This window comes from Paracoccus isoporae (genome assembly GCF_900101865.1).
In the GTDB taxonomy this organism is placed as follows: Bacteria; Pseudomonadota; Alphaproteobacteria; order Rhodobacterales; family Rhodobacteraceae; genus Paracoccus; species Paracoccus isoporae.
Genome location: NZ_FNAH01000004.1, coordinates 172717 through 190700 on the forward strand (window position 1 = coordinate 172717; position 17984 = coordinate 190700).

At 66.0% G+C, this 17984-nt stretch carries 20 protein-coding genes; 10 read left to right on the forward strand and 10 right to left on the reverse strand.

What is annotated here, in order from left to right; all coding sequences use genetic code 11:
• Positions 1-2: 2 nt before the first annotated feature.
• The gene (locus BLT73_RS08740; RefSeq protein ID WP_245727196.1) at positions 3-2903 is read right to left on the reverse strand and encodes a helicase-related protein; all 2901 of its coding nucleotides are present in this window, start codon (positions 2901-2903) and stop codon (positions 3-5) included.
• Between the two features lie 23 nt (positions 2904-2926).
• Positions 2927-3385 carry a hypothetical protein gene (locus BLT73_RS08745; protein WP_143025651.1) on the reverse strand — a complete coding sequence of 153 codons (459 nt, stop codon included), beginning with the start codon at positions 3383-3385 and terminating at the stop codon, positions 2927-2929.
• A 152-nt stretch (positions 3386-3537) separates the two neighbouring features.
• Between BLT73_RS08745 and BLT73_RS08750 the strand changes: the two genes are divergently transcribed.
• The 5 genes from BLT73_RS08750 (at position 3538) to BLT73_RS08770 (ending at position 8526) form a co-directional block, all read left to right on the forward strand.
• The gene (locus BLT73_RS08750; protein ID WP_090522917.1) at positions 3538-3825 is read left to right on the forward strand and encodes an SCP2 sterol-binding domain-containing protein; all 288 of its coding nucleotides are present in this window, start codon (positions 3538-3540) and stop codon (positions 3823-3825) included.
• 35 nt (positions 3826-3860) lie between these two features.
• The gene (locus BLT73_RS08755) at positions 3861-4835 is read left to right on the forward strand and encodes an alpha/beta fold hydrolase (RefSeq protein WP_090522919.1); all 975 of its coding nucleotides are present in this window, start codon (positions 3861-3863) and stop codon (positions 4833-4835) included.
• 48 nt (positions 4836-4883) lie between these two features.
• Positions 4884-6719 (forward strand): M3 family oligoendopeptidase, encoded by a 1836-nt coding sequence (locus BLT73_RS08760; protein ID WP_090522921.1) that lies wholly within the window; start codon positions 4884-4886, stop codon positions 6717-6719.
• 146 nt (positions 6720-6865) lie between these two features.
• Positions 6866-7387 (forward strand): GNAT family N-acetyltransferase, encoded by a 522-nt coding sequence (locus BLT73_RS08765; protein ID WP_090522923.1) that lies wholly within the window; start codon positions 6866-6868, stop codon positions 7385-7387.
• The gene (locus BLT73_RS08770) at positions 7351-8526 is read left to right on the forward strand and encodes a dipeptidase (RefSeq protein ID WP_090523130.1); all 1176 of its coding nucleotides are present in this window, start codon (positions 7351-7353) and stop codon (positions 8524-8526) included. The genes BLT73_RS08765 and BLT73_RS08770 overlap by 37 nt, the downstream gene beginning before the upstream one ends.
• Positions 8527-8562: 36 nt before the next feature.
• On the opposite strand, the gene BLT73_RS08775 is transcribed toward BLT73_RS08770, so the two are convergent.
• The 4 genes from BLT73_RS08775 to BLT73_RS08790 form a co-directional block, all read right to left on the reverse strand.
• On the reverse strand, positions 8563-9012 hold the full coding sequence (locus BLT73_RS08775; RefSeq protein ID WP_090522925.1) for an NUDIX domain-containing protein: 450 nt from the start codon (positions 9010-9012) through the stop codon (positions 8563-8565).
• Positions 9013-9014: 2 nt separating this feature from the next.
• Positions 9015-10064: a 5-(carboxyamino)imidazole ribonucleotide synthase gene (locus BLT73_RS08780; protein ID WP_090522927.1), complete on the reverse strand. Its 1050-nt coding sequence runs from the start codon at positions 10062-10064 to the stop codon at positions 9015-9017.
• Positions 10057-10557, reverse strand: coding sequence for a 5-(carboxyamino)imidazole ribonucleotide mutase (gene purE, locus BLT73_RS08785; protein ID WP_090522929.1), 501 nt, complete (start codon positions 10555-10557; stop codon positions 10057-10059). The genes BLT73_RS08780 and purE overlap by 8 nt, the downstream gene beginning before the upstream one ends.
• A 71-nt stretch (positions 10558-10628) precedes the next feature.
• On the reverse strand, positions 10629-10847 hold the full coding sequence (locus BLT73_RS08790; protein WP_090522931.1) for a YdcH family protein: 219 nt from the start codon (positions 10845-10847) through the stop codon (positions 10629-10631).
• A gap of 181 nt (positions 10848-11028) precedes the next feature.
• Here BLT73_RS08790 and BLT73_RS08795 point away from each other — a divergent pair, with 181 nt between their 5' ends.
• Complete coding sequence (locus BLT73_RS08795; protein ID WP_090522933.1) at positions 11029-11439, forward strand: Hsp20 family protein; 411 nt, start codon at positions 11029-11031, stop codon at positions 11437-11439.
• A gap of 12 nt (positions 11440-11451) precedes the next feature.
• Positions 11452-11679: a DUF1150 family protein gene (locus tag BLT73_RS08800; protein ID WP_090522935.1), complete on the forward strand. Its 228-nt coding sequence runs from the start codon at positions 11452-11454 to the stop codon at positions 11677-11679.
• Positions 11680-11852: 173 nt separating this feature from the next.
• Here the strand turns inward: BLT73_RS08800 and BLT73_RS08805 are convergent, their stop codons facing one another.
• The 3 genes from BLT73_RS08805 to BLT73_RS08815 all read right to left on the reverse strand — a co-directional run bounded on the left by BLT73_RS08805 (position 11853) and on the right by BLT73_RS08815 (position 15226).
• Positions 11853-12668 (reverse strand): glycosyltransferase family 2 protein, encoded by an 816-nt coding sequence (locus BLT73_RS08805; protein ID WP_245727198.1) that lies wholly within the window; start codon positions 12666-12668, stop codon positions 11853-11855.
• Positions 12656-13435 carry a hypothetical protein gene (locus BLT73_RS08810; RefSeq protein WP_090522938.1) on the reverse strand — a complete coding sequence of 260 codons (780 nt, stop codon included), beginning with the start codon at positions 13433-13435 and terminating at the stop codon, positions 12656-12658. The genes BLT73_RS08805 and BLT73_RS08810 overlap by 13 nt, the downstream gene beginning before the upstream one ends.
• A gap of 81 nt (positions 13436-13516) precedes the next feature.
• Positions 13517-15226 (reverse strand): bifunctional sulfate adenylyltransferase/adenylylsulfate kinase, encoded by a 1710-nt coding sequence (locus BLT73_RS08815; RefSeq protein WP_090522940.1) that lies wholly within the window; start codon positions 15224-15226, stop codon positions 13517-13519.
• 341 nt (positions 15227-15567) lie between these two features.
• Here BLT73_RS08815 and BLT73_RS08820 point away from each other — a divergent pair, with 341 nt between their 5' ends.
• From BLT73_RS08820 to BLT73_RS08830, 3 genes are all read left to right on the forward strand, one after another.
• Complete coding sequence (locus BLT73_RS08820; RefSeq protein ID WP_090522942.1) at positions 15568-16641, forward strand: zinc metalloprotease; 1074 nt, start codon at positions 15568-15570, stop codon at positions 16639-16641.
• Between the two features lie 14 nt (positions 16642-16655).
• Positions 16656-16955 carry a hypothetical protein gene (locus BLT73_RS08825; protein ID WP_090522944.1) on the forward strand — a complete coding sequence of 100 codons (300 nt, stop codon included), beginning with the start codon at positions 16656-16658 and terminating at the stop codon, positions 16953-16955.
• 89 nt (positions 16956-17044) lie between these two features.
• Positions 17045-17449 (forward strand): GFA family protein, encoded by a 405-nt coding sequence (locus BLT73_RS08830; protein ID WP_176805012.1) that lies wholly within the window; start codon positions 17045-17047, stop codon positions 17447-17449.
• Between the two features lie 27 nt (positions 17450-17476).
• Here the strand turns inward: BLT73_RS08830 and BLT73_RS08835 are convergent, their stop codons facing one another.
• Complete coding sequence (locus tag BLT73_RS08835; RefSeq protein WP_245727200.1) at positions 17477-17980, reverse strand: hypothetical protein; 504 nt, start codon at positions 17978-17980, stop codon at positions 17477-17479.
• Between the last annotated feature and the right edge of the window lie 4 nt (positions 17981-17984).

Below are 17984 nucleotides of genomic sequence, written 5' to 3' on the forward strand. Positions count from 1 at the left end.
GCTCAGTCCTTCTTGATCAACCCGGCGAGCGCCGCCGCGAAAGGGTTGTCCGGGTCGATCCGCTTCTCGGCGTTGGGTGGCCGGGTGCTGAAGCTCTTCGGCCGATCGCTCCGCTCGCCCTTGCCGCGCGGTTTCCCGCCCTTGCCCGGCTTGCCGCCCCGGCCCTGCTTGCCGCCCTCGGGCTCGCCCTGCGGTTTCCTGCCCTGGCGGCGACCGCCGCCGCCCTCGCCCGCATCGGACCGGTTGCCGTGACGGCGCGCGCCCTGTCCCTGACGCGGGCCGCGCGGTTTCGGTGCCCAGCGGAAGGTATAGAAGACCTCCGTCTCGGGCGCGGCGGCCTCCTCGGTCGGCCCCCCCTCTGCGGGCGCTTCGCCGGACGCGGCGGCTGCATCTGCTGCCGCCTTCTTCTTTTCGGCTTGTTCGGCCTCCCATTTCGCGCGGGTCTCGGCAGCCAGCACCGATTCCTCTTCGGTCAGCGGGTGGTCGTGATCGGCCTCGGCCTCCGGCTTGGGGGGCGTCGCCGCCGGGACGGGATCCGGCTTGGTCTTTTCACGCTCGCCCTTCTCGGCGGCGTAGCCAAGCCCCTCCATCAGATTGGCGAATTGCTCCAGCGTCATGCCGGTGATCGACAACATGTCCGGGTTGGCCTCGAACCCGCCGCGCGTGTCCTGGCTGCGCAGCATGTCGGCTAGACGTTCCAGCATGTCGATACGGATCGCGCGCTCGCCGGCCGGACGGTAGCCCGACAGCGTATAGGCCAAGGCCGGCACATCGGGAAGGTTCGGGATGGTGACCAGCCCCGGCGGCGGCGATTCGGGGAATTCGTCCAGCCCCTGCCACAGCCCGGACAAAACGAGCCGCAGCCGCGTCGGCGCGGGTTTCAGCAGCGCCGGCATGAAGATCGTGAACTGCCCGAAGCGCACGCCATGCTTGCGCAGCATGCCACGCGCCTCCTGATCCAGATCCTTGACCTCGGCCGCGACTTCCTCGCGCCGGATCAAACCCAGATGTTCGACCATGCGGAACGCGAAGCCGCGGGCCAGCCCGGTCAGAGTCTCGTCCCGGCTCATGGCCTGCAGCGGCTCGAACAGCGTGGCCACCTTGCGGTCGATGAAATGCTGAAGGCGGCGGCGGACCTTGTCGGCGATGTCGGTGCCGGCCTCCTCATCCACGAAGGCGTCCACCCCCGGCTTCATCGGCTCGGAGCCCTTGACCAGCTTGCCGATGGCGGTGTCGCCCCACATCAGCCCGCCCTGTTCGGTGAAATCGAGCTCCGTATCGGGCGCATTGTGGAACCGGTCCGCGCGCAGATGGAATTCCGGGCGCAGCGCCTCGTAGGCGGCACGGTTCAGCATCCGCGCCTCGTCCGGATTCTGGGTGGCGTCGGCCTTGAAGCGGAACCCTTCCAGCCGCCCGGCGAACTCGCCCTCGACGCTGACTTCACCCTTGTCATTCACCTCGGCCACGAGGGTCTCCTTCTGCTTGAGCCGGCGCATCAGAACGGATGTGCGCCGGTCCACAAATCGTTGCGTCAGCGCGGCGTGCAGCGCGTCCGACAGGCGATCTTCTACAGTGCGCGTCGCCTCGCGCCAATAAGTTTCATCCCCGACCCAGCCGGTGCGCTGCGCCACATAGGTCCAGGTGCGGATGAAGGCGAGGCGCTTCGACAACGCATCGATGTCGCCCTGGGTTCTGTCGATCCGCTTGATCGCGCGGGCCAGCCAGTCATCGGGGATCGCACCGTCCTGCAGAAAGGTGAAGATCCGCAACAGCAAGCTGGTGTGTTCCGCCGGAGAGATGGAGCGGAAATCCGGGATGCGGCACACATCCCAGAGCAGGCGCACATCCGGCGCGGTGGTCACCCGGTCGCGGATTTCGGGCAGATCGCGCAGGGATTTCAGCGCCGACAGGTCGTCCGCCTCGCGGCCCTTGACCAGCCACGGGCTGTCCGGCGCCGCCTCCAGACTGGCCACGAGACGGTCCATCGTGCCGAATTCCAGCGCCGGGTTGCGCCACATCAGCCGAGAGATGGGGGCGAAGCGGTGGTTCTCGATGGCGCCGATCAGCCCTTCGTCCAGCGGGCTGGCCTCGCCAGTGACGCCGAACGTGCCAGGTTCGGTGTGTCGCCCCGCACGGCCCGCGATCTGGCCCATCTCATGGGGAAAGAGCGGCCGCATCCGGCGGCCGTCGAACTTGACCGTGGAGAAGAAGCCGACATGGCGGATATCAAGATTCAGCCCCATGCCGATGGCGTCGGTGGCGACCAGGTGATCGACCTCGCCCGACTGATACATCTCGACCTGCGCGTTCCGGGTCCGCGGCGAGAGCGCGCCCATCACCACCGCAGCCCCGCCCTTCTGGCGGCGCAGCAACTCGGCAATCGCATAGACATCATCCACGGAGAATCCGACAATGGCCGAACAGGACGGCATCCGGCTTATCTTCTTCGACCCGGCCCAGCTCAGCGTCGAAAACCGCTCGCGCCGCATGAACTGCACCCGGTCGATCAGCGCGGAGATGGCAGGGCGCATCGTGTCCGACCCCAGCAGCAGCGTCTCGTGCAGGCCGCGCGCGCGCATCAGCCGGTCGGTGAAGACATGGCCGCGCTGCGGATCGGCGGCGAGCTGGATCTCGTCCACCGCCACGAAATCAGCAGCGAAATCAGGCATCGCTTCGGTCGTGGCCACCCAGTATTGCGCGCGCGGCGGCACGATGCGCTCCTCGCCGGTGACGAGCGCCACGACGGAGGGTCCGCGCGCCTTCACGATGCGGTCATAGACCTCGCGCGCCAGAAGCCGCAGCGGCAGGCCGATGATCCCCGTCCGGTGGGCCAGCATCCGTTCGATGGCATAATGGGTCTTGCCAGTATTGGTCGGGCCCAGCACGGCCGTGATGCGTGACATAGCTGCCCTTCGGTCCTGACCGGTCAGATGTCGGTGCCGTCCTCGCCGGTGTCAAGAAGCGCCACGGCGTCCTTCACGTCCTGCTGGTGCGGATTGATCTCGAGGCTCATCTGCACCGCCTCAAGGGCGCGTTCGCGGCTGCCGATCTCGTCCAGCATCGCGGAGAGCTGCGCAAGCGCCAGATACTGCTTCGGCTCCAGCGTCAGCGCCTGCGCCAGATCGGCCGCGGCCGGGCCGAAATCGCCATTCGACCAGTAGGCCAGGGCGCGGAGCTGATAGCCCATCGCATGATCGGGCGCGTGATCCAGAAGCGCCGTCAGATGCCCGATCGCGGCGCCGAAATCCCCTTCGTCGATGGCCGATTCGCCGCGCGACTGAAGCAGGTTCAGCGCCTCGGACCCGGTCTCGGCCCAGGCGGTCAGGATCCGGGCCTCGGCCTCGATCCAGCCATCTCCCTGTGTCTTGGCAAGGGTTTCGAACAATGCGGGGTCCGCCGGATCAGCGAAAGCTTGCACCGAGAGAAATGCGGTGGCAAATGCCGTCACGGCACGATGGAAATACGTAGCGCGCGTACTCATATACGTGTTGTAACCTGACATGCTGGCGCTCTGCCAGTGAACTTTAGGAGAGAGTCATGAGCGATGTAGTGAACAGTGCCGTCGACGCGCTGAACGCCAAGATGGGCGGTTTCGAAGACGGCACCGCGAAATTCATCATCAAGGATGAAGGCTCGGTGATGATCGACAGCGACGGCGCCCGCGCCGGCGACGAAGAGGCGGATGTGACGCTGACCGCCAGCCGCGAAACCTTCGAGGGCATGCTGAACGGCGACGTCAACCCGACCACCGCCTTCATGACCGGCAAGCTGAAGGTCGATGGCAATATGGGTCTGGCGATGAAGCTGGGCTCCGCCCTGGCCTGAACGATCCTGAAGACGAAGACCGACCCGCCCGACCAATGACCCTGTCCCCCGCTCCCTTTCACCGGTTCAGCGACTGCGCCGATCCGCAAGCCGAGGCCTATTGGCTGCGCACGGATGACGAGATCCGGCTGCGCATCGCGCTGTGGCGCGCCGATGCGGCGCAGGGCACCGTCCTGCTGCTGCCGGGCCGCACCGAATATGCCGAGAAATACGCCCCGGTCGCGGCGCGGCTGACCGCGCACGGGCTGAACGTGCTGACGCTGGACTGGCGGGGGCAGGGTCTGTCGGACCGGTTGCAGGATGATCCGCGTCCCGGCCATGTCAGCGATTTCGCCCATTACCAGCTCGACGTGGTGGCGATGATCGAGGCGGCGGACAGCCTCTCGATCCGCGCCCCCTGGCATCTGCTGGCGCATTCCATGGGCGGCGGCATCGGGCTCGCGGCGCTGATGAACGGGCTGCCGGTCGAGACGGCGAGTTTCTCCGCCCCGATGTGGGGGATCAACCATGCGCCGATGCCGCATTCCGCCGCCATGCTGCTGTCCAGCATCGCCAGCCGGATCGGGCGCGGCCAGCGTGCCGCCTTCGGCACCGGCGGTGGCGGCACCTATGTGCTCGACGAGCCGTTCCGCGACAATCTGCTGACGGCCAGCACCGAAAGCTGGTGCCGACTGGTTTGCGAGGCCGAGGCCTGGCCCGAACTCACCCTGGGCGGCGCCAGCTATGACTGGGTGGGCACGGCGCTTCGCGAATGCCGCAGGTTGGCGGCGGAGCCGTCCCCGGATGTGCCGATGCTGGTCTCGCTCGGCACGAATGAGAAGATCGTGTCGGCCAAGGCCATCCGTGACCGCGCGGCGTCCTGGCCGGAATCGCAACTGATCGAGATCGAGGGCGGCAATCACGAGGTGATGTTCGAGACGATGGCGCGACAGGAGCAGTTCTTCGACGCCTTCCTGTCGCATGTCGGCGCCGCATCCGCGCAGCGGATCGGGCGGGAAGCGAGGGGTTGAACCTGCCGGGCGCAGACTGCACATCAGGGTCAAACGAAAGGACCGCCGATGTTGCCAGACCCAAGCCGCGCCCCGCAGATCACCCGTGATGCCGAAACGGGCGCCACCGCAACGGAATTCGGCGACCTCCCCGATTGGGATCTGAGCGACCTCTATGCCGGCCCGGACGCGCCGGAGCTGGCCGCCGATCTCGAGGCTCTGACCGACAAGGCCGCGCGCTTCGCCGCCGATTTCGAGGGCCGGCTGGCCGAGCTTGATCCCGCCGCCATGCTGGACTGCATCCGCCGCTATGAGGAGATCGACATTCTCGGCGGCCGGATCATGTCCTATGCCGGTCTGCGCTATTATCAGAACACCACCGATCCGGCCCGCGCCAAGCTGCTGAGCGATCTTCAGTCGCGGATCACCGACATTACCACGCCGCTCGTGTTCTTCAGCCTCGAATTCAACCGCATCCCGGAAGAGCGTTACCAGACCGTGTTCGCGGCCCAAGAGGGTCCGGCCCGCTACAAGCCGGTCTTCGACCGGATGCGCGCCATGCGCCCCCATCAGCTTTCCGACGAGCTGGAGAAATTCCTGCACGACAATTCCGTCGTCGGCGCCGCTGCCTGGAACCGGCTGTTCGACGAAACCATGGCGGCGCTGGAATTCCCGGTGGATGGCGAGATGCTGGGGCTGGAAGCAACGCTGAACCTGCTGACAGATCACGACCGCGCCCGCCGCGAGGCCGCGGCACAGGCGCTGGCTTCGGTGTTTGGGAAGAACATCAAGTTGTTCTCCCGCATTCATAATACGCTGGCGAAGGAAAAGGCGGTCGAGGACAAGTGGCGCCAGATGCCATCTCCGCAGCATGCGCGGCATCTGTCGAACCATGTCGAGCCGGAGGTTGTCGAGGCGCTGCGCAATGCCGTGACCGACGCCTATCCGCGGCTGTCGCATCGCTACTATGCGCTGAAGGCCAAGTGGCTGGGACTCGACAAGCTGCAGGTCTGGGACCGCAATGCGCCGCTCCCGACGGCGCGCCCCGAGACCATCGACTGGGCGCAGGCCCGCCAGACCGTGCTGGACGCCTATGCCGGGTTCTCGCCCAAGCTGGCCGAACTTGCCGCGCCGTTCTTCGACAGTGGCTGGATCGACGCGGCGGTGAAGCCGGGCAAGGCACCGGGCGCATTCGCCCATCCCACCGTGGTGACGGCGCATCCCTACGTGATGCTGAACTACATGGGCAAGCCGCGCGACGTGATGACGCTGGCCCATGAGCTGGGCCACGGCGTGCATCAGCGCCTGGCCGCGGGCCAGGGCGAGTTGCTTGCCGCGACGCCGCTGACCCTGGCCGAGACCGCCTCGGTCTTCGGAGAGATGCTGACCTTCCGCAAGCTTCTGGCCGAGACCACCGACCCGGCGCAGAAAAAGGCGCTGCTGGCCGGCAAGGTCGAGGACATGATCAACACCGTCGTCCGCCAGATCAGCTTCTACGATTTCGAATGCCGGCTGCACGCTGCGCGTGCCGAGGGCGAGCTGACCCCGGACGACATCAACGCGATCTGGCTGGAGGTCAGCCGCGAAAGCCTCGGCCCCGCCTTCGAGTTCATGCCGGGCTACGAGACCTTCTGGTCCTATGTCCCGCATTTCGTCCACTCGCCCTTCTATGTCTATGCCTATGCCTTCGGCGACGGTCTGGTGAACGCGCTCTACGCCGCCTACGAGGCCGCGCCGGACGGGTTCCAGGAGAAATATTTCGACATGCTGGCCGCCGGCGGATCGAAACATCATTCCGAATTGCTCGCGCCCTTCGGCCTCGACGCGTCCGATCCGGCCTTCTGGGACCAGGGCCTGTCGATGATCGAGGGCTTCATCGCGGAGCTGGAGGCGATGGAGGACTGATCGCGTTGCGATGGCGGGCGAGGTAGCACAAAACGCCCGGATCCGCCACGCAGCCGCGCCACCCCGCCGCCCTGCCGCCGCGGCGCAGTTTTTCGTCGCTCCGACGCGGGATTTCGCGTATCGTCCGGCCATCGGAAGGGTCGGGAATGATCACGCTGTCCTCTGTCCGTCATGCGGATCTGGCGTCACTGGCGGGGCTTCGCCAGCACCCCGGTCAATACGCCAATGACGGCATCGACATGATCGAGGATGATACGCCCGGTCTCAGCTTCCACGCCATCCGCGCGGATGGAGAGCTGGTGGGCATGTTCAAGCTGGACCCGCGCTACGCCGAACGTCACCGCTTTGCGGAACCGACCGATCTGGGACTGCGCGGCGTGCTGATCGACCGGGCGCGACAGGGGCGCGGTCTGGGGACGCAGGCGATGTGCGCCCTGCCCGGCTATGCCGCGGCACTCTATCCCGGGATGCGGCGGCTGGTTCTGACCGTCAACCTGATGAATCCGGCGGGCTACCGGGTCTATCGCCATGCCGGGTTCCGCGACGTTGGCGGGATTTATGCTGGCGGATCCCGCGGGCCTCAGCATATCCTCTGGGCAGATCTGCCGCTTGCCGAACCAGCCGAGGCCCGATGCTCCGTAGACTCCTCCTCGCCCTTGCCGGGCTGATCGTTCTTGCCGTCGCCGTGGTGCTGATCTTCGGCCCGGCCTATGTGGAGCGCAATCTGAACCCGCTAAACACCCCGGCTGAGGGCTGGCCGGTCAGCGAGGATGCACGCGCGCTCCATGACCGGCTTGTCATCGGCGACTGGCATTCCGACGCGCTGCTCTGGGATCGTGACCTGCTGGAACGCGTCGATCGCGGCCATACCGACATTCCGCGCCTGCGCGAGGGCAATGTCGCCGTGCAGGTCTTCACCACCGTCACCAAGAGCCCCTCCGGCCTGAATTACGGCGAAAACAGCGCCGAAAGCGCCGACAACATCACCCGGCTGGTGATCGGCCAGCTTCGCCCGATCCGGACATGGAGCAGCCTCAGGGAACGCGCATTGGATCAGGCCGCGCGGCTGCACCACATGGCCGAGCGCGCCCCTGATGAACTGGTCGTCATCCGCAGCCGGGCGGATCTGTCCGCGCATCTGGAACGCCGCGCAGGCGGCGCCGAGACGGTCGGCGCGATCCTCGGCACCGAAGGCGCGCATCCGCTGGAAGGCGATATTGCCAATGTGGCGGCGCTCTATGATGCCGGGTTCCGGATGATGGGGCTCACGCATTTCTTCGACAACGAGTTGGGCGGTTCGCTGCACGGTCAGAGCGGCGAGGGGCTGTCCGATTTCGGCCGCGAGGTCGTGGCCGAGATGGTCGCCCGCAACATGGTCATCGACCTCGCCCATGCCAGCCCGGCCATGGTCCGCGACGTGCTGGCGATGGACGGAACCGTTCCGATCGTCTCCCATACCGGCATTCGCAGCCATTGCGAGACGCCGCGCAACGTCCCCGACGAGCTTCTGCAGGAGATCACGGCCAAGGGCGGCGTCATCGGCATCGGCTTCTGGAGCGACGTGACCTGCGGCAGCACCCCGTCCGACGTGGCCCGCTCGATCCGCGCTGCCATCGCCCTGCTGGGCGAGGATCACGTCTCTCTCGGCTCGGATTACGACGGCTCGGTCGATGCGCCCTTCGACGCGGCGGGTCTGCCCGCGCTGACCCAGGCGCTGCTGGATGAGGGCGTCTCGACCGCGCAGATCGAGAAGGTCATGGGCGGCAACATGATGCGCTTCCTGTCAGAGCGGTTGCCCGAGAGCTGAGCCGTCCGCTTCTTCTTCACGCAAATACCCTGAGACCTACCAGATGGTTTCCTCCATCGGATCGTGCCAGGCCGCGTGATCGGACCACACGGCGCGCGCCAGCAGGCGCGGCCGGTGATGCAGCTTTGCCAACTCGCTGCGCGTCACCCAGCGGGCGCGGTCCACCACACCTTCGGGATCGGCCAGCACCATCGCGCTGCCATCGCCCTCCGACAGCGTGGCGCGGTGGATCAGGTCGACCTGGTGAAACCCCGCCTTCGAATCCTTGAACTCGTTGACCAGAATGATCGCGCCGACCGTGATGCTGAGCCCGGTCTCTTCCATCACCTCGCGGATCAGGTTCTCGTGCAGCGACTGCCCCGCCTCCGCCCCTCCGCCCGGCAGGCACCAGAGATCCGAACCGTATTCCGGCGGATAGGCATTCACCACCAGAAGCCGGTCGCCGCGCAGGATCGCCGCCCGCACCGCCAGCCGGGGCCGCGCCATCCTCACCGGCAGATCCGGTTGACATGGCCCATCTTGCGGCCCGCCCGCGTCTCTTCCTTGCCGTAGAGATGGATCTGCACATCCGCGGTGCCGAGCAACTCCGGCACCCGGTCCATGTCGTCGCCGATCAGGTTCTCCATGATGACATCGGCATGTCGCCGGCCATCGCCAAGCGGCAGACCCGCCACCGCGCGGATATGCTGCTCGAACTGGTCCACCGCGCAGCCGGCCTGCGTCCAGTGACCGGAATTATGGACGCGCGGCGCGATCTCGTTCACCACCAGCCCGTCTGGCGTGACGAACAGCTCCACTCCCATGACGCCTACGTAATCGAGCGCATTGACGATCTGCGCGGCCAGCAACACCGCATCCGTCACCGGCTTCTGAGCAAGACCGCAGGGCACGGTAGTGGTCCGCAGAATGCCGCCCTCATGCAGGTTCAGCCCCGGATCATAGGCCGCCACTGCGCCATCCGCGCCCCGCGCCACGATCACGCTGATCTCGCCGGAAAACGCGACGAATCCTTCCAGCACCGAGGCCGCGCCGGTCCAGTCGCGCTGCGCGGGATCGCGGAACCGGATCTGTCCCTTGCCGTCATAGCCCATCCGCCGTGTCTTCAGGATCGACGGCGTGCCGATCTCGGCCAGGGCGGCCGGCAGATCGGCCTCGGTCTCGACATTGGCGAAGGGTGCGGTGCGCAGACCCAGGCCGCGCAGGAACTCCTTTTCCGTCAGCCGGTCCTGTGACACGGCAAGCGCGCGCCGGTTCGGACGGATCGGGCGGATCGATTCGAGCAGGTCGAGCGACGCCGCCGGGACGTTCTCGAATTCATAGGTGATGACATCGACCGACTCGGCAAAGCGGCGCAGCGCGTCCGCATCGTCATAGCTTGCCTGGGTGACCTGATGCGCCACATCGCCCGCAGGCGCGGCGCCGGGCTCATAGATATGCGTGCGATAGCCGAGGCGCGAGGCCGCGACGGACAGCATCCGCCCCAACTGCCCGCCACCCAGAATGCCGATCACCGCGCCTTGCGGGAGCGCCTCACTCATCGCGCGGCTCCTCGGGGATCGACTCGGACAGCGCCGCGCGCCACGCATCCAGCCGCGCGGCCAGTTCCGGGTCGGACACGGCCAGGATCCCCGCCGCCATCAGACCGGCATTCGCCGCGCCCGCCGCGCCAATCGCCATCGTCGCCACCGGAAAGCCCTTGGGCATCTGGACGATGGAATAAAGCGAATCGACGCCGGACAGCGCGCGCGTCTGCACCGGCACGCCGATCACCGGCACGCGCGTCTTGGATGCCATCATGCCGGGCAGATGCGCCGCCCCGCCCGCACCCGCGATGATCGCCTTCAGCCCGCGATCCGCGGCCTGCCGCCCGTACTCCCACAGCCGGTCCGGGGTCCGATGGGCGCTGACGATCCTAGTCTCATACCCCACGCCCAACTCGTCCAGAATTGTCGCCGCTTCGCGCATCGTCGGCCAGTCGGACTGGCTGCCCATGATGATCCCCACGGGCACGCCCGCTTGCTTGCTGTCCATATTGCCCCTCGTCGCAGGAAGCCCGCACTATATTCACAACCTTGCCGGACGCAATTCCCGCGGCGTCCCGCTCAGGCGATGATATCCGGCGTCAACTCGTCCTCCAGCCGGGCTATGCGGTCCTTCAGCGCCAGTTTCTGCCGTTTCAGCCGCTGCAGCGTCAGTGACGGCGCGCCGGGCTGGGCCGCGAGCGCCGCGATCGCATCGTCGAGGTCGCGATGCTCGCGGCGCAGCACCTCCAGCCGGGCGCGGGCAATCTCTTCATGGCTCATCTCGGCGTGGAAATTCATGCGGGCGAACTCTTCCTGGCTGCGTGTGCAGATTATAGCGCGAACCGGAAAAATGTTAACTCACTGTTCCATGCAAGGCGTCGCCCTTGTTCCCGATGCGTGCTGACCACATATTAGGCACAGACGGGTCGCCATACCGGGGCCCGCAGGATCACGAGTCGCTGACAAGGGCTTGAGGAACATGACGAAGCTGACACTGGCCACGCATCCGCATTTGCTGGGATTCGACCAGATCGAGCGTCTGGCGGAGCGCGCGGCCAAGGGGGGGGAAGGCTACCCTCCCTACAATATCGAGCATTGCGCGCCGGACGGGTTCACCATCACCCTCGCCGTCGCCGGGTTTGCCGAAGACGACCTGACGATCTCGCTGGAAAACCGCCAGCTCACCGTCAGCGGTCGCCTGCCCGATAACACGCGGGAGCGGGTGTTCCTGCATCGCGGCATCGCATCGCGCGCGTTCCAGCGCGGCTTTGTGCTGGCCGACGGGGTCGAGGTTGACGGTGCACGGCTGGAGAACGGCCTGCTCTCCATCTCGCTTCAGCGCAAGCCGCAGCAAAACGTGGTCCAGACCATTCCGATCAGCCGCAAATGAAAGGGGATCGCCATGAACACGAAATATGAAGAGATGCCGGAAGCAAACGGCAACACCGTCTATATCCGCCGCGTCGCCGTGGATAGCCTGCCTGACGAGGTGCGCGAGCAGGCATCGGGGCTGGACAGCCTCTATGCCGTGCACGGGATCGACGGGGAACGGCTGGCCCTGGTGAAGGACCGCCAGATGGCGTTCTATCTGGCCCGGCAGAACGATCTGAGCCCGGTGAGCGTGCACTGACCGCCGCCCCGTCCAATTCCGACGCGCCGCCCGCCACCAGGCCGGGCGGCGCGTTTCGTTCATGTGCTCCGCAGCGGCTGTGGCATTCGCCCGATTGACCTGCGCGCGGTTTCCTCGCGAAGCCACCGCCCGATCAGAAAGCCGAATTGCCCATCGAGGATCCCTGTCCGACCTCAGCCCGGCCAGCCATATCTGTCCAGCAAGGCACTGACCGCCCGGTCATTCCCGTCCCCGCCGAGATTGGCGCTGCGCAGGTTCTCCGTCTGGCTGTCCGGCCATTCGACGATACGGAACCGCCCGCCGATCTTTGCCGGGCGAGAGCCCTTCAGCCGGTGCATCCAGTAGAGCCAGACATCATCGGCCGATGGCGCGAGATGCTGGAACAGTTCCGCATCGGTGACGTCGGGGTGAAACACCCCCGGCGCGTAGAGCACGCCCCCCACCCCGGTCGGAAAGATCAGCTTGTCGACGAGGGGCGCTGCGAGATTGCGGTCCCACGCCGCGTAGGGGCGCGGCCGGCCCGCATCCAGCGTGACCCGATGGGCGCGGTGGGAAACGACACCCGCCGCCGCATGGGCTACGAGCTGCGCCAGCCAGTCAGGTCCGTAATAGACATCATCATCCGCCGTCACGATATAGCTGCCCGGAAACGCGCGCAGCGCCGGCACGATCTTCTTGTAGGATCTCACATCGGTGCAGAGCCGGATCTCCACACCCATCCCGCGCAGCGCGTCGGGAAGTCGCGCCTCGTCCTCTTCCGCCAGCCACAGGATCACGCGATCGGGCCGGACGCTCTGCCGTATCAGGGAGGCCAGCACATGCGGCAATGCGCCGAAGCGCGGCGGATAGGAGGTCAGGTTGACGATCAGCGGCGCGTCCAGCCCGTGCGGCGCAGGGGAGAAGTCGCGCGCCGCGATCTCGGCCTGCGCATGGGCGACGCGGCGTGCATGTTTCCAGCGCCGCCATGCCCCGCCGATCAGCCCTGCCATGCGGCACGCAGCCAGTCGATCCTGCCGATCTTGCGATACCAGGTATTGCCGCGCCCGGCGAAGACATCCTCCATCTTGGGCGCGCCGGCAAAGGCCACGATCCTGGCACCTCGCGGCAGACCGGGATCGGCGAAATAGCTGCGCAGCCCGAGCGGCACGCAGTCATTCTTGAAGCTGACCACCCAGCCCTCGGGCCAGTAGTCCAGATCCCCATGCGCGGCCAGTTGCGCCGACTGGAATTGCTGGCTGATCTCGTAATGCGCGGTCGCGGCAGACGGGTCGGCCAGATAGGCATCAAGGATATAGCCATGCGCGCCGACCACGAAGCGGAACACCGAGGAGTTGCCGACCGAATGCAGGAACCTATCGCGCTGAGGGTTCACCTTGCGCAGCGGCTTGGCGCGGAACAGGTCGTCATCGCGGATGATGTAGAAGCGGCCCGGAAGGTCGAAGAACGGCGACAGATCGTCCACCACCACCAGGTCGAGATCCAGAAACAGCGCGGTCTGCCCGGTCATCCCGCCAAGATCGCGGCGAAACAGGGCCAGCTTGCGCCACCGCGTGTCGCGATGTCCGTCCGGCAGGCCCAGATCGGGCAGGGGCAGGCAGGTGACGCCGGGATCAATTCCCCGCGGGTTGTCGGTCAAGCAGACGAAGCGATGCGGACGATCCAGATGGCGGCGCACCTGCCGGTAGAGCCGGTTCACATCGGCGGCGCCGTAAAGCGTGCCCCATTTCATGCAGATGACATTGACCATGTCGGACATGGAAACCTCGCAAACCAAAAACTGATAAAAACACCCGCCGGGCCATACGCGCCCGGCGGGTTCACAATGTCAAGCAGGGGATCAGTTCAGGCCGATCAGCCCCATCTGTTCCAGTTTCAGCAGCACCTGATGGGCCGCGTTGTCCACATCGATATCGGTCGTGTCCACGCGCAGTTCCGGTGCCTGCGGCTCTTCGTAAGGGTCCGAGATGCCGGTGAATTCCTTGATCTTGCCCTCGCGCGCGAGCTTGTACAGACCCTTGCGGTCGCGGCGTTCGCATTCTTCCAGCGGGGTCGAGACATGGACCTCGGCAAAGGCGCCATATTGCTCGATCATCTCGCGGACCGACCGGCGGGTCGCGGTATAGGGCGCAATCGGCGCGCAGATGGCGATGCCGCCATTCTTGGTGATCTCGGAGGCGACATAGCCGATGCGCTTGATGTTGATGTCGCGATGCTCCTTGCTGAAGCCCAGCTCGGATGACAGATGCTTGCGCACCACGTCGCCATCCAGCAGCGTGACCGGACGCCCGCCCATCTCCATCAGCTTGACCATCAGCGCGTTGGCGACGGTGGATTTGCCCGATCCCGACAGCCCGGTGAAGAACACCGTAAAGCCCTGCTGCGCGCGCGGGGGCGAGGTGCGGCGCAACTGCTGCACCACCTCGGGGAAGCTGAACCATTCCGGGATTTCCAGCCCCTCACGCAGGCGGCGGCGCAGCTCGGTGCCCGAGATGTTCAGGACCGTCACGCCCTCTTCGATCTCATCGGCGGGTTCGTATTGGGCGCGTTCCTGCACGTAAACCATATGCTTGAAATCGACCATCTTCACGCCGATCTCGTCCTCATGCCTGCGGAACAGCTCCTGCGCGTCATAAGGGCCGTAGAAATCCTCGCCGGCGGAGTTCTTGCCGGGGCCGGCATGGTCGCGGCCGACGATGAAATGCGTCGCCCCGTGATTGCGGCGGATCAGCCCGTGCCACACCGCCTCGCGCGGTCCGGCCATCCGCATCGCCAGGTTCAGCAGCGACAGCGTGGTCGTCGAGGACGGATACTTGTCCAGCACCGCCTCATAGCAGCGCACGCGGGTGAAGTGGTCCACATCGCCCGGCTTGGTCATGCCGACAACCGGGTGAATCATCAGGTTGGCCTGCGCCTCGCGCGCGGCACGGAAGGTCAGTTCCTGATGCGCACGGTGCAGCGGGTTGCGGGTCTGGAACACCACGACCTTGCGCCAGCCCAGCTTCTTGAACATGGCGCGGAGTTCATTGGGCGTGTTGCGCCGGCCGCGGAAATCGTAATGGGTCGGCGGCTGCAGCCCCTTGACCGGCCCGCCCAGATAGACCGGCCCGGCCTGGTTATGCAGGTAATTCACCGCCGGATGGGCGAGATCGTCGGCACCGAAGACCTTCTCGGCCTCCAGCGACTTGTTCGGCACCCATTTATCGGTCACCGACATGATGGCGAGGATCACGCCCTCCTGGTCGCGCAGCGCGATGTCGGTGCCGGGCTCCAGCCCCTCGGCAAATTTTTCCGACACGTCGAGATTGATCGGCATCGGCCAGAGCGCACCATCGGTCAGCCGCATCTCGTTGACGACGCTGTCGTAATCCGCCTCGGTCAGAAACCCCTTCAGCGGACTGAACCCGCCATTCATCAGCAGTTCCAGATCGCAGATCTGCCGCGGGGTCAGATCCCAGCTTGGCATGTTGCCGGCATCGTCTTTCAGCTTGTCCGCAGCCTCTGGCGCGACATAGAGTTCCGGGATCGGGGCGTGGTTGGTTGCGGTCATGTCAGTTACTCGGTCGGATTCGGATTGCGGCGTCACGCGCCCCGCACGGGGCGAGATCGTCTTGGGCTGGATTAGCGACGGCGACACGCAGTTTCAACTCTCGCCGCCGCGTGGCAGCCATGCAGCGGGCAAATATCTTCACTTTTCGTGGATGGTTGCGCATTGGCCACGGAATCGCGACCGGGGCGCAGCAGTTAATCTCTGCGATTTTAACCATTTAGCCCGCTCCAGCCCACCGCTTCGGGCATCGCAACCGCCTTCCGCCGCCGGCCGGCTGCGCTTATGTTCTGCTTTTGTTCGTGGTAGGCTCATTCCACGATCCAGATCGAGAGAGGAATATTATGACCGCCGATCTCAGCACGAATGAATTTATGACCTTTTCCGACCCGTCCCGCGCGCCGGGCGCCGCCGCGCCGCGCAACGAGCCGGTGTTTCATCAATATGGCCGCGTCGCGATCGCGGATGCGCCCGGCGTCACGGACCCGGCCCCGCCCTCGCCTTATAATGCCGCCGAGATGTCGGCGACGGAGCTGATGGGCGCGCATGCCTTCCGGCGCCGTAGCGCAAACAACAGCCGCGCCGCCGGGAAGAAGCGGAATTTCGAGGGGCTGTCCTGGCAGGGTGCGGCGGATGGCGGCCCGGCCCCGATCCACCCGCCGGGCGAGGCGCTGACGCGGTTCGACACACCCGCCCCGCCGCAATGGGCCGCACCGGAGGAATTGCCGCCGCTGTCGGCGCGGATGACCGGGCGGATCGCGGTGGGGCTGGTGATCGTGTCGGGCACCGCCGCGCATCTGCGCTTCACCACCGATGAGCAGTTGCTCGTCGTGTCCGAGGTGCAGAACGGGTTGTCCTTCCTGGCCAATGAGGCGCCGCAGAAGGATGTGACCTTCGTGCACGACATCTCCGTCCTGTCGGTCAGCGCGGCGGAGGCGCCGCCCGACGCGCGGGATTTCGACGCCTTCGAGGCGCCATGGCGCGATGGCGCCCTAGCGCAGCTCGGTCACCGGCCGGGGCTGGCGGGGGCGGATGCCTATGCCCGCGCGTTGCGCGACAGGCACGGGACGGACTGGGCCTATATCGCCTTCTTCACCAAATACCGCCTCTGGCATTTCGCCTATGCGAGCCTGGGCGGGCCGCGCCTGGTCATGCATTTCGACAATGACGGCTGGGGACCGGAGCAGATCGACCGCGTCTTCGCGCATGAAACCGGCCATATCTTTCACGCGCCCGACGAATACGCCCAGTCCGGATGCGATTGCGGCGGGGCCTGGGGCCATTTCGGCGAACCCAACCGCAACTGCGCCAATTGCGCGCCGGGCGGTAGCCAGAAATGCATCATGCAGTCGAATGACTGGGCAATGTGCGATGCAACGCGGCGACATCTGGGCTATTCTGGTCTCTCGGAGATATAGGAGCGACCCCTGGTGTGAGCGACACGGTGCTGATCTATGTGGCAGAAACAACCGCCAGCTCGGCGACGCTGCAATCGACGATCCGCACGGCACAGCAAAGCTCGGGCGGGCGGCTCTACGTCATCAGTTCCGACGGTGGCGCAGCGCCCCAGGGTGCGCAGATCCTGCACGGCCCCGAGGATCTCGCGGCGATCCGTGATATGCTCAGCCAGAGCGACAGCCTGTTTGCGAGCGCATGGTTCTCGCGCCGTCAGGACAAGGCCCGCGCCGGCGACGGCGAAAGCTGGGACACGGGCGATTTCGACTGTCCCTGACACCCGCAGGCCATGCCCGGAACCCGTGCCGAAGGCGCCGCGTTCGCCTTCTTCAACCCGTCATCCCACCTCAGCCGGAAAGGCAAGACATGACCCAGAGCCACGATATTTCCTGCGACTGCCGTGCCGTCTCGATCAGGCTGTCCGGTGCGCCCCGCGTGCGCGGCCATTGCCATTGCCAGGACTGCCGCACCCTGCTGGACGTGCCCTATCACTCGGTCACAGCCTGGAACCCCGACCAGCTCGAGGTGACGCAAGGCGGCGACAGGCTGATCGAATTCCAGCACCCGGCGCTGCAGATGAAGCGCGTGTTCTGCGCCGAGTGTGGCGAGACCGTGTACAACACCAACGCGATGGACTGGCGCGTGGTCTCGCTGCATCTCATCGCCAAAAACAACGATGGCGAGATTCCCGACGATCTCGCTCCGCTCAGCCATTTCCACTACGCAGCTCGCATCGTCTCCATCGACGATGATCTGCCCAAAAAAGACTGAGCGACACGCGACGCGCCGACCCCGCCGCTACAGCCTGCGGCTGTCATAGGCCCAGTGCAGCAGCGCCTGCCGCTGTTTGGGCCGGCAGGACAGATCGCCCTCCTCACAGCCCTTGCGCACCTGCCCGACATGGCGGCGCATCGCCCGCCAGCGGCCGATCTGGCGTTCGTCATCCGCATGCCGGCGGCCCGTGTAATAGCGGCAATACCACTGGAACCAGCCGCGCGGGTCATCCTCGTGGATCCAGCCCTTCCTGCGCCACTCCGACAAGGGCTGGCTGGCATGGATGCCGAAATAATTCAGCGCCTTGTCCGGCTTGCCGGGCGACAGCTTGGCCCCCTCGAACCAGGATTTCGGGAACTCGTCCCGGCAATCGGTCATGTAGCAGCCGCCGAACACGCCCATCTCCAGCATGTCTTTCGGGGTCAGATCGGGTGTGAAACCCTCGGCGAAATCCTGTCCCGGCCGGGCCGTCAGATCGTAGCTGTAGCCCTGCTGCATCTTGTCATTGACCTCGACCCGGCGCGCCACGACC

Bases quoted from the DNA above. Each gene is read 5' to 3' on its own strand.
- BLT73_RS08810 (WP_090522938.1), bottom strand. From the start codon at position 13,435: ATGTCCGACATGGTCAATGTCATCTGCATGAAATGGGGCACGCTTTAC.
- BLT73_RS08805 (WP_245727198.1), bottom strand. From the start codon at position 12,668: ATGGCAGGGCTGATCGGCGGGGCATGGCGGCGCTGGAAACATGCACGC.
- BLT73_RS08755 (WP_090522919.1), top strand. From the start codon at position 3,861: ATGACCCTGTCCCCCGCTCCCTTTCACCGGTTCAGCGACTGCGCCGAT.
- BLT73_RS08780 (WP_090522927.1), bottom strand. From the start codon at position 10,064: ATGAGTGAGGCGCTCCCGCAAGGCGCGGTGATCGGCATTCTGGGTGGC.
- BLT73_RS08790 (WP_090522931.1), bottom strand. From the start codon at position 10,847: ATGAATTTCCACGCCGAGATGAGCCATGAAGAGATTGCCCGCGCCCGG.
- BLT73_RS08775 (WP_090522925.1), bottom strand. From the start codon at position 9,012: ATGGCGCGGCCCCGGCTGGCGGTGCGGGCGGCGATCCTGCGCGGCGAC.
- BLT73_RS08820 (WP_090522942.1), top strand. From the start codon at position 15,568: ATGACCGCCGATCTCAGCACGAATGAATTTATGACCTTTTCCGACCCG.
- BLT73_RS08800 (WP_090522935.1), top strand. From the start codon at position 11,452: ATGAACACGAAATATGAAGAGATGCCGGAAGCAAACGGCAACACCGTC.
- BLT73_RS08760 (WP_090522921.1), top strand. From the start codon at position 4,884: ATGTTGCCAGACCCAAGCCGCGCCCCGCAGATCACCCGTGATGCCGAA.
- BLT73_RS08770 (WP_090523130.1), top strand. From the start codon at position 7,351: ATGCTCCGTAGACTCCTCCTCGCCCTTGCCGGGCTGATCGTTCTTGCC.
- BLT73_RS08795 (WP_090522933.1), top strand. From the start codon at position 11,029: ATGACGAAGCTGACACTGGCCACGCATCCGCATTTGCTGGGATTCGAC.
- BLT73_RS08830 (WP_176805012.1), top strand. From the start codon at position 17,045: ATGACCCAGAGCCACGATATTTCCTGCGACTGCCGTGCCGTCTCGATC.
- purE (WP_090522929.1), bottom strand. From the start codon at position 10,557: ATGGACAGCAAGCAAGCGGGCGTGCCCGTGGGGATCATCATGGGCAGC.
- BLT73_RS08765 (WP_090522923.1), top strand. From the start codon at position 6,866: ATGATCACGCTGTCCTCTGTCCGTCATGCGGATCTGGCGTCACTGGCG.
- BLT73_RS08750 (WP_090522917.1), top strand. From the start codon at position 3,538: ATGAGCGATGTAGTGAACAGTGCCGTCGACGCGCTGAACGCCAAGATG.
- BLT73_RS08740 (WP_245727196.1), bottom strand. From the start codon at position 2,903: ATGTCACGCATCACGGCCGTGCTGGGCCCGACCAATACTGGCAAGACC.
- BLT73_RS08815 (WP_090522940.1), bottom strand. From the start codon at position 15,226: ATGACCGCAACCAACCACGCCCCGATCCCGGAACTCTATGTCGCGCCA.